The following is a 14742-nucleotide window of genomic DNA, read 5'->3' on the forward strand; positions in this document are numbered from 1 at the left end:
GTTTCATCATTGTTGTGCTTTAATCTTTTGCATTATAAATTTAGAATTCTGTTGCCGTGGAGTGTATTCCTTGAGTCCAACCAATCCTGTGCTAAACCATCATATTTCTTCACAATTTAATGAAGAACTAAGAGATGTAAATACAAAATTTATGACGATGGGTGGCTTAGTTGAGCAACAGGTCGCAAGTGCAATTCGTTCATTACTAGATACAGATGCAAATTTAGCAATAGAAACGCAGTTTCAAGACAATATTGTAAATCGTTATGAAACTGAAATTGATGAAGCACTGACTTTAATTTTAGCTCGACGTCATCCAGCTGCAATTGACTTACGAATGGTCATTGCAATGTCAAAAGCAAATACAGATTTAGAGCGTATTGGTGATGAAGCTGCCAAAATCGCACGTATCGCACAAAATTTGTGTGAAGAGGGTGGTTCTCCACGTGGTTATATGGAAACACGCCATATTGGTAACCAAGTACGTGTGATGATACATGATGCTTTAGATGCCTTTGCACGTTTAGATGTAGATCAAGCATTACGTGTTTTAGTTGCAGATGCAGATATCGATCGCGAATATCAGTCAGCTATGCGTACATTAATGACATATATGATGGAAGATCCACGTCATATTTCACGTGTGATGAATGTAATGTGGGTGCTTCGTTCTTTAGAACGTATTGGCGATCATGCTCGAAATATTTCCGAGCAGGTTATTTATATGGTGAAAGGTTTAGATGTTCGTCATACAGATGTAAAAGTGATTGAAGAAAAAGTACAAGAGAGTTAATTAAAAACTAAGTTTTAAAGCTTCTATATTATTAGGAGCTTTTTTTTATTCTAAAAAAGAGATAAAAAAAATCCCAGACTTTGGGGGAAGTCTGAGATTAAAATTAGATCGGTATCAATGGAGATAGGTACCGCCTATGAAATTATTATAGGAATAGATTAAGGAAAAATCATGTGGCTTATTGTATTCTAATGTAATGTTTTATAAGTAAATATGGCTAAAAATTACATAAAAAACACATAGTTTTTTTATGGTTTTAGGGCTTTTAAAAACTTTTTTTGATTTAAATTTTGATTAAAAAACAGCCTAAAAGCTGTGGGTTCACTAGGGTTTAATGGGGTGCTCGAGATATTTTAAATCGGATTGCTATTTTAACAGACATCAAAAAACTGTTTTAACAGAGTCTCTTTTTTAATTTTGTCTAGATTTATTTTTTGACATTATTTTTTGTTTTAAAGCATCATTTTTTTCTTTCGATCAAGTATTAAAAAAGGAGTCTTTTCAGACTCCTTTTTGACATTCTAAATTATGTACTTCGCTTGTCTTGCATAAAAAAAGCAGAGCTTTCATTTTTACTCAGGCTTTAGACCTTCAGCTTGCTCTAAAGTTTCATCATTACTGAAGAATTTCTCACGTTGTTCTTCGAGGAACTTTTTTGCATCAGGTTCAAATACATTTAAACGTTTTTCATTAATCAACGTTGTTTGGTGTTTTAACCATTCTTGCCAAGCTTGTTTAGAAACAGTGTCAAATAATTCTTGACCCTTTGCACCAGGGAAAGGCGCAAAATCTAAAGCGTCCATTTCTTGTTGATACTTACGGCAAAATACTTGTCGAGACATATCAATACTCCGAATTTAACGTAAAAATTTAAGCGTAAAGTTTTTCTAAGCGAGTATATGCGCGCTCAATTGCTGCTGCTACTTGAGCAGGAGCAGTACCACCAATATGGTTGCGCGCATTGACTGAAGCTTCTAAAGTTAATGCTTTTTCAAATACATCAGCTTGAATTAAGTCAGAGAACTGTTGAAGTTGTTCTAATGTTAATTCAGATAAGTCTTTGCCTTCTTGAACGCCAAGCGCTACAGCCTTACCTACAATTTCATGTGCATCACGGAATGCAACGCCATTTTTAACAAGGTAGTCTGCAAGGTCTGTTGCTGTTGAGAAACCACGAAGAGCAGCTTCACGCATGATTTCAATGTTTGGAACCAATGCAGGAATCATGTCAGCAAATGCCATAAGAGAACCACGAACCGTATCGATTGCATCGAATAATGGTTCTTTATCTTCTTGGTTGTCTTTATTGTAAGCTAATGGTTGACCCTTCATGAGAGTTAATAGACTCATTAAGTCACCATATACACGACCAGTTTTACCACGAATTAATTCAGGAACATCTGGATTTTTCTTTTGTGGCATGATTGATGAGCCAGTGCAGAAACGGTCAGGAATGTTCACGAATTTAAATTGTGCAGACGTCCAAAGAATCATTTCTTCTGACATGCGTGATAAGTGCATCATGATTAAAGATGCAGCAGCATTAAACTCAATACCAAAGTCACGATCTGAAACCGCATCTAATGAGTTTTCAGCAACAGCTTCAAAACCTAACAATTCAGCAGTATAAGCACGGTCAATTGGGTAAGTTGTTCCAGCAAGAGCAGCAGAACCCAATGGCATACGATTTGTACGTTTACGGCAGTCAATTAAGCGCTCAGAGTCACGTACTAACATCTCAAACCAAGCCATTAAGTGGTGACCAAAAGTTACAGGTTGAGCTGTTTGAAGGTGAGTAAAGCCTGGCATAATTGTGTCAGTATTTTTTGCTGCTAGACTTAAAATGCCTTTTTGTAATTTTTCGAGTAATTGTAAAATTGCATCAATTTCATCGCGTACGTATAAGCGGATATCTGTTGCAACTTGGTCATTACGGCTACGACCTGTGTGAAGCTTTTTACCTGTAATGCCAATACGTTGAGTTAGGCGTGATTCGATGTTCATGTGAACATCTTCAAGGTCAATGCGCCACTCGAAGTTACCCGCTTCAATTTCAGCTTTAATTGTGTTTAAACCATTGATGATGTCATCACGCTCTTGTTCGGTTAAAACACCAACTTTTGCAAGCATAGTTGCATGTGCAATAGAACCTGCAATATCTTGTTTATAAAAGCGTTGGTCAAATTGAACAGATGCTGTAAATTCTGCAACAAAGGCATCAGTAGCTTCAGAGAAACGACCGCCCCACATACCCGATGTTTGGGTTTGTGACGGATTTGAGGAATTAGATGATGTGGTCATGTCGGCTCAATAGAATAAAAAGCGAGAATATGCACAATAGTATAACAAATTCGGAAACAGTTACCGAAAAACAAGTTGATCAAACTTTTGCACATATGCAGGGGGAAAATCATTCAATCTATTTTTTAACGAAAATAGGTCGTTGGCAATATTTAATTGAATTATTTATTGGCAGTGTTTTACTGGCACTGGTCTTGGTTTTGGCAGAGGCCCAGGGGTGGTCGGGACTAAGCTTTGGGCGTTTTATTCAATATGTGCTCTATATAGATTGGGTGCTTTTATGCTTTGTGACTTTGGTTGAGTATTTTCAAAAAGCACTGATCAAAGTTCATTTGGCACAATCATTTATTCTTGGTTTTTTACTTTTACAGTTGATTGTTTTATCTACAACATTGGGGTTAAATTTTTTTCAACATTTAGGTGAAAATTTTAGTTTAGAAAATTTAACTTTAAATGTTCTATTTAATCATGTTGGTTTGCACTTAGGTTATGGCATTTTATTGGGTGCATTTTGTTTTCGGTATTTATATGTGCGTGAACAGTGGGTGCAACAACAGCATAGTGAATTACGTTCAAGAGTCGATGCTTTACAAGCACGGATCCATCCTCACTTTTTATTTAATAGTTTAAATAATGTGATTAGTTTAATTGCCATAGATCCTGATAAAGCAGAACAAATGCTTTTAAATTTGTCTCGTTTATTTAGGGCAAGTTTACAGGAGCTTAAGCTTGTAAGTTTGTCAGATGAAATTGAGCTTTGCCAAAAATATTTAGAAATAGAACAGATTCGTTTAGGTGACCGATTAAATGTAGATTGGAAATTTGAAAATAAGCAAGTTTTCCCTTTTGTACAAATTCCATTGCTTACTTTACAACCACTGCTTGAAAATAGTATTTTTCATGGCGTAGAAAAAATTTTAGCTCAAAGTACAATTAGCATATTAGTTGAAGTTTTGGACAATCATGTCAATATTGTTGTCACGAATCCTTTTATAATAAATGATGTGGAGCAACGTAAAAATCATGGTATTGCAATAAAAAATATTAAGCAGCGCTTACAAGCATATTATGGAGGTTCTGTACAATTTAGAACATTTTCTGGAAACCAAACATATACAACCGTGGTTCAGTATAGATATAAATAATACGTTAACTTTATTTTAATTTTTCAAATGAATTGGGTAAATAATAGTATGGATATATTGATTTGTGATGATGAGTCTTTAGCAGTTCAAAGATTATCGAAGTTAGTTGAACAACTTGGTCATCAAGTTGTGGCAACTGCATCACATGGTCAAGAAGCAATTGAACTTGCACAAGTTTATTGCCCAGACGTTATTTTACTTGATATTCAAATGCCCGAAATGGATGGGTTGGTTTGTGCCAAGTGGTTGCGAGAATTAGGTTTAATGCCTGCGATTGTTTTCTGTACGGCTTATGATGAATACGCATTACATGCTTTTAAATCTCAAGCAGATGGATATTTGCTCAAACCTGTGCTAAAACAAGATTTACAACTCGTATTAGATCAATTAACCAAACTTACTCAAGCTCAGTTGAGTAATATAAAACAAAAAGAAAATATGGAAGAACTAAATAATCAACGCACACAAATCGTGGCGAAAACCTTTCGAGGTGTGGAATTGATACCTGTTGAAAATATTTATTATTTTTTAGCAGATCAAAAATATGTCACTGTTCGTCATAAGAATGGAAGTGTTCTTATTGATGAAACTCTAAAAGATCTTGAGCATGAATTTGCTGAACAATTTATTCGAATTCATCGTAATGCATTGGTTTCAGTCAACTTTTTAGAAGGGTTGGAACTTGTAAGTTCAGGACAATATCAAGTGAGATGTCATGGCGTGGACGAGCGTTTATCCGTCAGTCGTCGTCATTTGCCATTATTAAGAGAGCGATTACAAAAGATTTAACCACTTTAAATATAAATTTTGACACAAGCAAAAGTTCAATTTACTTGCATTTTTAAGATTTCAAGTTAAGTTTACATGCATACTAAATTATTTTATTTAAGTTGGCATAATGAAAACCCTTAAAATTGCAACTCGACAAAGCCCACTTGCTTTATGGCAGGCAGAACATATTCGTGCGCGTTTAGAGGCGTTACATGCAGATTTAACTGTTGAACTTGTTACTTTTGTTACACAGGGCGATAAAATTCTAGATACTCCACTCGCAAAAATTGGTGGAAAAGGTTTATTTGTAAAAGAATTAGAAGCTGCATTATTAGATGGTCGTGCAGATCTTGCTGTACATTCTATGAAAGATGTTCCAATGGCACTGCCTGAAGGCTTAACATTAGCTGTAATTTGCGAGCGTGAAGATCCATTAGATGCGTTCGTTTCAAATACCTATGCAAGTTTTAATGACTTACCACAAGGTGCAAAAGTTGGAACGTCAAGCTTACGCCGTAAATGCCAAATTTTAAAAGCCCGTCCAGACTTAGAGATTATTGATTTACGTGGCAACGTAGGTACGCGCTTATCTAAATTAGATGCGGGCAATTACGATGCCATTATCTTGGCAAGTGCAGGTTTGAAGCGCTTGGAATTGGCAGATCGTATTCGTCATACCCTTGATCCAGTTGTAAGTTTACCAGCAGTTGGACAAGGGGCATTGGGCTTAGAGTGTCGTGAAGATGATCAAGCTATTTTAGATCTTATTTTGCCACTTATGCATGATGAATCTAATGTCTGTGTCCGTGCAGAACGTGCATTTAATGCTTATTTAGAAGGTGGTTGCCAAGTTCCAATTGCAGGCTATGCAACATTACAAGATGGTCAACTTTATATTGAAGGTCGTGTTGGTAGTGTCGATGGTGAAACTTTGCTTCAAGTTAACTTAAAAGGTCAGCCTGAAGATGCTGAAAGACTTGGTGTTCAGCTTGCTCAAGAGTTACTTGCATTGGGTGCGGGTGAGCTTTTAAAAGCATTACATTAATATGCTTTTTATTAATACTCGACCACAAGATCGTGCAAAGCCATTAACTATGGCTTTGCAACAGCGGTCTATAGATGTTGTTGAGCTACCATTACTTGAGCTTATTGAACGTCCTTTATCGGATGGTTTGATTGATTTGTATCAGCAACTTCTATATGTGAAAGTAATTGTAGTTGTGAGTCCAACTGCTGTAGATGTTGGCATGAAATATTTAAAAAAATTACAAATTTCACTCGATGATTTAATACAGATAAAGTGGATTGCTGTAGGGCAGAAGACGGCAGAATGTTTGATGTCTTACGGGGTTGAAAGTTTTATTCCAGATATTGAAACATCGGAAGGAATGTTGAGCCTGCCAGTTTTAAAAAATTTAGATGCTAAAACTGAAATTGCGTTTTGGCGTGGTGAAGGAGGGCGTCAATTTATGATGGATAGCCTTATTTCACAAGGTCACAACGTTCTGAACTTTATTCTGTATGAGCGTCAATGTCCGTTTCAATCTAAACAGGTTATAGAAACAATAAAACAGCGTATAACTCAATTATCTCACTATAAAATGGTCGTAAGTAGTGAGGCGAGCTGGTTAAATTGGATTGAATTAATTCAAAATAATCGTGATATTCTAAACAAGGCTGATTATTGGGTATTAGGGGAGCGATTATTTCAATTGTTACGCGATTATCAAAAGCAGAATAAACTGAGTTTTAAAATTACAAAACTAGCTAACTTAAAAATAGATTCAATTATGCAACAGATTACAGTTGCTCAAGGGTAAACATGAAAAAGCTTTATATTTTTATATTCATAATTATTTTAGCCGTTGTCGCTAAATTAAGTTATGACGTATATAAAATATCGGCTCAACAAGCTGAATTGCAGCAAATGGTGAATAAACTTGAAAAGACGAATTTAAGTTTGAATGATCAATTGGTGGCAATACAAAGAGACCCGAGTGCAAGTAATACAGTTGAACTTAAAAAAATAGCAGATGCCGATACGCAAATTCACCCCAATGATTTGATTAAGCAACAATTGAGTTTGGTTGAGTTTGCCTTAAAACAGCATCAATACCATTATGCTGTGGAAAAGTTACTATTGTTAAATCAACAAATTGATACTTATTTACTTGCTCCAGCAGTAAAGAATAGTTTGCATCAAGTAATTGATAAAGATATTCAAACCATCAAACAATATGTGGTTAATAATGATACTCAGCAACAGCAAATTAATCAGTTGATTTTGAAATTAAATGCTGAGCTTAAACAAGAAATTATCCATCCGAATTTAACAGTTTCACAACCTGAAAATGCTTATTTTTGGCAAAAATGGTTCTTTGTGGAATCTACAAGAAAACCCGCACAACAATTAATGCAGCGTTCAGTGATTTTAAAAGAAGCGCAGTTAAGATTACTTATAGCGCGTGAAGCATTATCTCAAGGGCAGTTTGTTCAATATCATCAAGAATTAACAGATATTATTCAGCTTGTAGATCAGCTGCCAGATCAAGTTGCTAAACAACTTGTTCAGCAACTTAAAAATATTGATGGAATGACCACGATTCCAGTTCCTGTATTAAGTACTAGAGCATTGATGGGCTAAGTTATGAAAACAGTTGTTCTTGCTTATGCACTGATTATCCTCATTTTTACTGCCATTTTAAGCCTGTTAAATTATGGTTATGGGGCAGGTTATGTTTATATTTATTGGCGTGATTTACAAATCCAGACCAATACATGGGTTATTTTCTTTTTAACTATTTTAACGAGTTTAATTATTCAAACATTATGGGTGATCAGTAAAAAATACTTCATGCGTGAAAAGCGTAAAAGTGAAGTGATATTTGATTTTAAAAACTTGCATCCTTATGAGCAACTGGCTGTAATTTCACTACTAGATGCAGAAATAGATCAAAAAGACTTTATTCAAACTGTATTTTCAAATTCAGGTTTATTGCAAGGTGTAATTAATGCTCAGCTTGAATATGCACAAGGTCATTTGTCACAAGCGCTGACATCTTTAGAGCAAACGAATGCAATGGCATTTGAGCTAGCAGAAATTCAACGAATACGTATTTATTTAGCCCAAAATGATGCAGAGAAAGCATTAACACATCTTGAGTTTTTAAATCAGCACGAATTGTCGCCATGGTTAAATGACGTTAAAAACTCTTATGAGCAAACTTTACAAGATTTGTGGGGGGCTTTTGCTGTTGCATTTCCGTGGGATTATTTACGTTCAACAAAATACGGTCATTTAAATATTGATAAAAAAGTGAATTGGTTAAAACGCTTGCTTGAACAGTTTGATCAAGCAAGTTTGGATAATCTGAAAGATTTACAACAGCGCTATTTGGCTCTTTCAAGTAATATTACAGATAAGGATTATGAGGTAAATGTACTTTGGTTAAAGGTGCTTTCTCGTTTGCCTGAGCTAAGTGAGCAGCACGAACAGTTGGCAGAATATTTACTTGGAATTCAGTTTGATCAAGATGTCTTTTATTTATGGTTCCAGCAGCAGGTACTTAAACAAAATCCTGATTATGCAAAAATAGAGCAAAAAATTGATTATTGGGAAGCTAAATATCCTGCTTTACCTATACTTAGTTTTGTTAAGTGGCATGTTTATCAAGAGCAAGGTCGTTTTGCTGAAGCAGAACAATTGTTAGCACTTTATCCAGACCATATATTAATGAATTATTTACGAATTAAATCAACCTTAAAAGATCAAGATCACTTAGTACAACAGCTAAATTTGATTTTTGAAAATAATGCAAATCACTTGGTTATTAAAATATAAAAAGAATCTAAAGTGTAAAATCTATCAAGTATTTATAGGCAATAGTTTAATTTTGATTTTTATGATGAGTGAAACGTATTTTTTAAATTTTTAAGTGCATATTTAGGCTGTATTTTTTGGAAATTAAAGTAAGTTGTTTTCATTTATATTATTGGTTTTAAAAAGCTATATTTTTATTATTGATGCATAGTCTATATAAAATAATAATCTTGTTGTGTGTGAGAATATTTAAATATGGTTTTAGATGCCATAAATAAGATTGAAAGGAGTGATTGAAAAGATATTAAAGACAAGAGTTTAAAACTAAAAATGAGATTAATCACATTAATAGTATGGCAAGCACAATATAATAAATTATTTTAAATTGTGTTGAATTGAAATTTATTATTGAAAAAATTAGTTTATATAAATATCATATAAGGGTTAATCATAAAATAAATATGTGAAAATTGGAGTCTATAATGCCAGATATTAGTAATATGTCGGTTGAAGAGTTAAAGCGTTTACAACTAGAAGCTGAAGCTTTAATTGCATCTAAAAAAGATCAAGCAATAGAAGATGCATATAATCAAATTTTAGCAATTGCTGAAGATGTTGGATTATCTGTAGATCAAATCCTTGAGTTTGGTTCTGCTAAGCGTAAGAAAGGTACTCGTAAAGCTGTAGAGCCAAGATATCGTAATAAAGGCAACACAGCTGAAACGTGGACAGGTCGTGGTAAACAACCACGCTGGTTAGTTGCACAACTTGAAAAAGGTGCAAAATTGGAAGATTTTCTTATCTAATTTTTAGTTCAGTACTTGTTGTATTAAGTTTATTTTTAAAGCCAAGTGTATAAGCTTGGCTTTTTTTATTCTTGATGGTTTTAAATTGTATTGAGTTTATAAAACCTAAAATTATTTTAATGATGCGTCATGATATGATTATGCAAAATCACTATTGAGTAGCTTTTTATGACTTGGAAATTACAGGCCATTACAGGTGAGTTCACAGGACAAGAGATCCTCATTGACCGTGATATGTTGGTAGGGCGTCATCAAGATTCAGATGTGCTTTTACAATCTTCAGAAATTTCGCGTAAACATGCTGCATTCTTACTAAAGAATAATGAACTTTGGCTTCAAGACTTAAAGTCATCGAATGGGACTTTTGTAAATGAAATACGTATTGATGCTGAAGCTCTTTTAAAAGAGAGTGATGTTGTTCAATTTGCGGGTTTAAAGTTTGTGGTGTTGCGAGTTGAGCAACAAATTGAAATGCCAGTAGCTTTATCGAATGTGGAGCTTCAACCCGTTGTAGTGGCAGATAAAGAAGAGGTAATAAATCCTATTCAACAGCCATCAGAAGCAATTGCGACATCTGAGACAGCGGCTAAGCAAGAAGAGCTCACACCTGCACAGCAAATGAATGCACAGGGTATGCCTGATTTGAAAGCGCGTGATGCAAGTGTTCAAGTTACAAAAGAAGGTATGCCGACAAATGTTGGTATTCCAAAGCCTGCTCCAATTCCTGAGGGTGTAGATTTAAGTGCACCTATAAAGCATGAAGAGTGTGAAGTTGAAATTCCTGCAGTATGTGTTGAACAAGAAAGAGAAGCGCAAAAAAATGCTTCTGTTGGCTTAATTGCTGTAATTGTTCTTGTTATTTTGGCAATAATTGCATTTGTAATGTTTAAATAATGTTGGTTTAGCATACAATCGAAGGCATGCAATCGCATGCCTTTTTTTATTGCGGAGTCAAAATGTCAGTAGCAAAGCTTAATGCTCGAGAAGTTATTTTATTTGATTTAGATGGTACTTTAGTTGACTCTGCTTCAGATCTTTATCGAGCAATGAACTTGAGTTTAAGTGAGTTGAGTTTACCACTTGTGACTGAAGAGCAAGTTCGCGTTTGGGTGGGTAAGGGTACATCACTTTTTTGTGAAAGTGTTTTAAGACATATTATTGGGCGGGTTGATCCAGTTCAGCATGAACAATTACTAGCAACATTTTTAAAAATTTATAATGCGGAACCTTGCGTTGAAACTTTACCATTTGATGGGGTGGTGGAATTTTTAGATTGGGGTGCTGCACATCATAAAAAACTCATTTGTGTGACAAATAAACCTGAACAGCCAGCGCGTGCAATTATTAAAGAGTTAGCACTAGATCATTATTTTGACGATGTGATTGGAGGTGATCGATTTTCAGAACGTAAACCACATCCAAAACAATTACTTCATTGTGTAGAAGCTTATAATGTTGAGAAAGAACAAGTTTTAATGATTGGCGATTCTAGTAATGATGTGGAAGCTGCGCGCCGTGCGGGAGTAGATTGTATTGTACTTAGCTATGGCTATAATCATGGTGAAAATATTTTAGATTGTCAGCCCCAACAGGTTGTTGATGATCTTAGAGAGTTGATTGCATAAAACAAAGTTAAATGAAGGAATATTGAAAATGAGTACATGTGTGGTTTTTCGATGGCGAAGCTCAGTCCAATGACACTGAATGAACTGAACAACGTCCAATACGAAATTTATTAGAGAAAACAACATGACTACTCAAACTCAATTTAGTCTTTTGAAAGATGCTGGCTATAATCTTATTCCTGTATATCGTCAACGGTTAGCTGATACAGAAACTCCGCTTTCTGTATTTGCGCGTTTAAAGTCTCATGAACAGGCTTATCTCTTTGAATCTGTAGAGGGTGGGGAAAACTGGGCGCGCTATTCTATTATTGGTTTGGGCGAGTCAACGGTTTTTTCATGCAACGAAGGTCAACTTACCATTCAACAAGCCGATGGAAGTATTGTAAAACAAGATTGTGCAGATCCATTTCAATATATCCGAGATTTCCAAGCACAATATAAAGTACCTACGCAAAAAGATTTACCTGCACTACCAAATTTTACAGGCGGCTTAGTTGGATATTTCGGATACGACTCTGTTCGTTATATCGAACCGCGTTTAAATAATATTCCTGATGCAGATCCTGTGGGTTTACCAGATATTTGGATGATGCTGTCGAAAACAGTGATTGTTTTTGATAATTTGAAAGATACCTTATTCTTAATTGTTCATGCAGATGTGAATGATGATGAAGCTTATGCGAAGGCACAAGCTCAGCTAGATGCTTTAGAAGAGCTTCTTGCTACACCAGTGCGCTTAAAAGCAGAAAAACACACAGCGCCACATTTTGAGTCGCTTACAGGTAAAGAAAAATATTTAGAGTCTATTGAGACAGTAAAAGAATACATTCGTGCAGGCGATGTAATGCAAGTTGTACCAGGGCATCGTATGGTATCTGACTTTGATGGTGAGCCATTGCAAGTTTATCGCGCATTAAGACATTTGAATCCGTCGCCTTATTTATTCTTGGTGCAAGGCAGAACATTAGAAAACAAAAAACCATTTCATATTGTAGGTTCATCTCCTGAAATTTTGTCACGTTTAGAAAATGGTATTGCAACAGTTCGTCCATTGGCGGGTACACGACCACGTGGCAAAACCAAAGAAGAAGATCTAGCACTTGAACAAGATTTATTGTCAGACGAAAAAGAAATAGCAGAACATCTTATGCTTATAGATCTTGGGCGAAATGATGTCGGTCGTATTGCTAAAATTGGTAAAGTGCAAGTTACAGATAAAATGGTGATTGAGCGTTATTCACATGTCATGCACATTGTGTCAAATGTTCAGGGCGAGGTTCGAGATGATGTTGATGCTTTAGATGTATTTAAAGCAACATTTCCTGCAGGAACACTTTCTGGGGCGCCAAAAATTCGAGCAATGGAAATTATTGACGAAGTTGAACCTGTAAAACGTGGAATTTTTGGTGGAGCTGTTGGTTATTTAGGCTGGCATGGCGAAATGGACATGTCTATTGCGATTAGAACATGTGTAATTCGTGAAAATAAGGTATTTGTTCAAGCAGGAGCGGGGTTAGTTGCAGACTCAAATCCTGAATCTGAGTGGCAAGAAACGCAAATAAAAGCTCGCGCAGTGATCAAAGCGGTTGAATTATCATCAAATGGATTGATTTTATGAGTTTTTGACGTTTTTTTTGAAAAAAACACTTGCACGGATTCAAAGTTTTGCTAAACTGCACACCGTTCCGATACGAAACGTACGAAACACTAAGAAACGCCGGCATAGCTCAGTTGGTAGAGCAACTGACTTGTAATCAGTAGGTCCACAGTTCGAATCCGTGTGCCGGCACCATCTTAGAAGTTTTGAGTAAGTTGAGTAAAGAACAACACTGAAAGTAAGTGTAAATGGTGAGGTTCCCGAGCGGTCAAAGGGGGCGGACTGTAACTCCGCTACGAAAGTTTCGAAGGTTCGAATCCTTCCCTCACCACCAATTTAAGACTTCAATAAGTGGTTTGTACCAACATCGTGCGGGAGTAGCTCAGTTGGTAGAGCGGCAGCCTTCCAAGCTGCATGTCGCGAGTTCGACCCTCGTCTCCCGCTCCATTGAAGCATTTGTTTGCTCTTATAGCTCAGTGGTAGAGCACTCCCTTGGTAAGGGAGAGGTCTCGAGTTCAAATCTCGATAAGAGCTCCAGATACAGTTTAGCAACTTTGTTGCACAGAATTTTTTAAAAAGCAGGCTTATTAGTCTGCTTTTCGAGTATTGGGTATTTACTTTTTTAGACGATATGTCGAAGCTGGGTTTCTCTCAGAATTGTGTTCGACGTAAACGAGGAAGATGAAAAATGGCTAAGGCTAAGTTTGAACGTAATAAGCCACACGTTAACGTGGGCACAATTGGTCACGTTGACCATGGTAAAACTACTTTAACAGCTGCAATTGCAACTGTATGTGCTAAGAAATTTGGTGGCGAAGCGAAAGACTACGCTGCAATTGACTCTGCACCTGAAGAAAAAGCACGTGGTATTACAATTAATACTTCACACGTAGAATACGATTCTCCAATTCGTCACTACGCTCACGTAGACTGCCCGGGCCACGCCGATTATGTTAAAAACATGATTACTGGTGCTGCTCAAATGGATGGCGCGATCCTTGTATGTGCTGCGACTGATGGTCCAATGCCACAAACTCGTGAACACATCCTTCTTTCTCGCCAAGTAGGTGTTCCATACATCGTTGTATTCTTAAACAAATGCGACCTTGTTGATGACGAAGAATTACTTGAATTAGTAGAAATGGAAGTTCGTGAACTTCTTTCTACTTATGACTTCCCAGGTGATGACACTCCAGTTATCCGTGGTTCTGCTCTTGCTGCGCTTAATGGTGAAGCTGGTCAGTTCGGTGAAGATGCAGTTGTTGCTCTTGTTGAAGCTCTTGATACTTATATCCCAGAGCCAGAGCGTGCTATCGATCTTCCATTCCTTATGCCAATCGAAGACGTATTCTCTATCTCAGGTCGTGGTACAGTAGTAACTGGCCGTGTTGAGACTGGTATCGTACGTGTTGGTGAAGAAGTTGAAATCGTTGGTATTAAAGATACAGTTAAAACAACTGTAACTGGCGTAGAAATGTTCCGTAAACTTCTTGATGAAGGTCGTGCGGGCGAGAACTGTGGTGTTCTTCTACGTGGTACTAAGCGTGAAGACGTTCAACGTGGTCAAGTACTTGCTAAACCAGGTGCAATCAAGCCGCATACTAAATTCGACGCAGAAGTATATGTACTTTCTAAAGAAGAAGGTGGTCGTCATACTCCATTCCTTAACGGTTACCGTCCACAGTTCTACTTCCGTACAACTGACGTAACTGGCGCTATCGCTCTTCAAGACGGCGTAGAAATGGTTATGCCTGGTGACAACGTAGAAATGTCAGTAGAATTAATCCACCCAATCGCAATGGACCCAGGTCTACGTTTTGCGATCCGTGAAGGTGGTCGTACAGTTGGTGCTGGTGTAGTTGCTAAAGTAACTGCATAATCGCT

14 protein-coding genes and 4 tRNA genes are annotated in these 14742 nt (G+C 36.4%); 16 read left to right on the forward strand and 2 right to left on the reverse strand.

The genetic code is table 11. From position 1 onward, the window contains the following. The first annotated feature begins 70 nt into the window (after window positions 1–70). Entirely contained in the window at window positions 71–793 is a 723-nt protein-coding gene (gene phoU, locus AC5YC8_RS11960) for a phosphate signaling complex protein PhoU (protein WP_496118075.1), read from the forward strand. 572 nt (window positions 794–1365) lie between these two features. On the opposite strand, the gene AC5YC8_RS11965 is transcribed toward phoU, so the two are convergent. Next, window positions 1366–1635: an oxidative damage protection protein gene (locus tag AC5YC8_RS11965; protein ID WP_496118073.1), complete on the reverse strand. Its 270-nt coding sequence runs from the start codon at window positions 1633–1635 to the stop codon at window positions 1366–1368. A gap of 28 nt (window positions 1636–1663) precedes the next feature. Beyond that, window positions 1664–3094: an argininosuccinate lyase gene (gene argH, locus AC5YC8_RS11970; RefSeq protein WP_496118071.1), complete on the reverse strand. Its 1431-nt coding sequence runs from the start codon at window positions 3092–3094 to the stop codon at window positions 1664–1666. On the opposite strand from argH, the gene AC5YC8_RS11975 reads away from it, so the two are divergent. The 15 genes from AC5YC8_RS11975 (at window position 3085) to tuf (ending at window position 14737) form a co-directional block, all read left to right on the forward strand. Continuing rightward, window positions 3085–4239 (forward strand): sensor histidine kinase, encoded by a 1155-nt coding sequence (locus AC5YC8_RS11975; RefSeq protein ID WP_496164696.1) that lies wholly within the window; start codon window positions 3085–3087, stop codon window positions 4237–4239. The genes argH and AC5YC8_RS11975 overlap by 10 nt on opposite strands. A 48-nt stretch (window positions 4240–4287) precedes the next feature. Beyond that, on the forward strand, window positions 4288–5028 hold the full coding sequence (locus AC5YC8_RS11980) for a LytR/AlgR family response regulator transcription factor (protein ID WP_496164685.1): 741 nt from the start codon (window positions 4288–4290) through the stop codon (window positions 5026–5028). Between the two features lie 109 nt (window positions 5029–5137). After that, window positions 5138–6055 (forward strand): hydroxymethylbilane synthase, encoded by a 918-nt coding sequence (hemC, locus tag AC5YC8_RS11985; RefSeq protein WP_496164687.1) that lies wholly within the window; start codon window positions 5138–5140, stop codon window positions 6053–6055. Between the two features lies 1 nt (window position 6056). After that, the gene (locus AC5YC8_RS11990; RefSeq protein ID WP_496164689.1) at window positions 6057–6830 is read left to right on the forward strand and encodes a uroporphyrinogen-III synthase; all 774 of its coding nucleotides are present in this window, start codon (window positions 6057–6059) and stop codon (window positions 6828–6830) included. 2 nt (window positions 6831–6832) lie between these two features. Next, window positions 6833–7654, forward strand: coding sequence for a hypothetical protein (locus tag AC5YC8_RS11995; RefSeq protein ID WP_496164690.1), 822 nt, complete (start codon window positions 6833–6835; stop codon window positions 7652–7654). A 3-nt stretch (window positions 7655–7657) separates the two neighbouring features. Further along, entirely contained in the window at window positions 7658–8851 is a 1194-nt protein-coding gene (locus tag AC5YC8_RS12000; protein ID WP_496164691.1) for a heme biosynthesis protein HemY, read from the forward strand. A gap of 458 nt (window positions 8852–9309) precedes the next feature. Next, the gene (locus AC5YC8_RS12005) at window positions 9310–9636 is read left to right on the forward strand and encodes an H-NS histone family protein (protein WP_496164697.1); all 327 of its coding nucleotides are present in this window, start codon (window positions 9310–9312) and stop codon (window positions 9634–9636) included. Between the two features lie 168 nt (window positions 9637–9804). Next, the gene (locus AC5YC8_RS12010) at window positions 9805–10530 is read left to right on the forward strand and encodes an FHA domain-containing protein (protein ID WP_496164692.1); all 726 of its coding nucleotides are present in this window, start codon (window positions 9805–9807) and stop codon (window positions 10528–10530) included. 62 nt (window positions 10531–10592) lie between these two features. Continuing rightward, window positions 10593–11261, forward strand: coding sequence for an HAD-IA family hydrolase (locus AC5YC8_RS12015; protein WP_496118056.1), 669 nt, complete (start codon window positions 10593–10595; stop codon window positions 11259–11261). 124 nt (window positions 11262–11385) lie between these two features. Beyond that, window positions 11386–12879, forward strand: coding sequence for an anthranilate synthase component I (gene trpE, locus AC5YC8_RS12020; RefSeq protein ID WP_496164694.1), 1494 nt, complete (start codon window positions 11386–11388; stop codon window positions 12877–12879). Window positions 12880–12977: 98 nt separating this feature from the next. Further along, window positions 12978–13053 (forward strand) — tRNA-Thr (locus AC5YC8_RS12025). Between the two features lie 55 nt (window positions 13054–13108). Continuing rightward, a tRNA-Tyr gene (locus AC5YC8_RS12030) sits at window positions 13109–13192 on the forward strand. 37 nt (window positions 13193–13229) lie between these two features. Continuing rightward, a tRNA-Gly gene (locus tag AC5YC8_RS12035) sits at window positions 13230–13305 on the forward strand. Between the two features lie 15 nt (window positions 13306–13320). Beyond that, window positions 13321–13395, forward strand: a tRNA-Thr gene (locus AC5YC8_RS12040). Window positions 13396–13546: 151 nt separating this feature from the next. Then, window positions 13547–14737, forward strand: a complete 1191-nt coding sequence (gene tuf, locus AC5YC8_RS12045) for an elongation factor Tu (RefSeq protein ID WP_496118052.1) — start codon at window positions 13547–13549, stop codon at window positions 14735–14737. Window positions 14738–14742: the final 5 nt, after the last annotated feature.

The sequence above is a fragment of the Acinetobacter sp. FY731 genome, assembly GCF_059515905.1.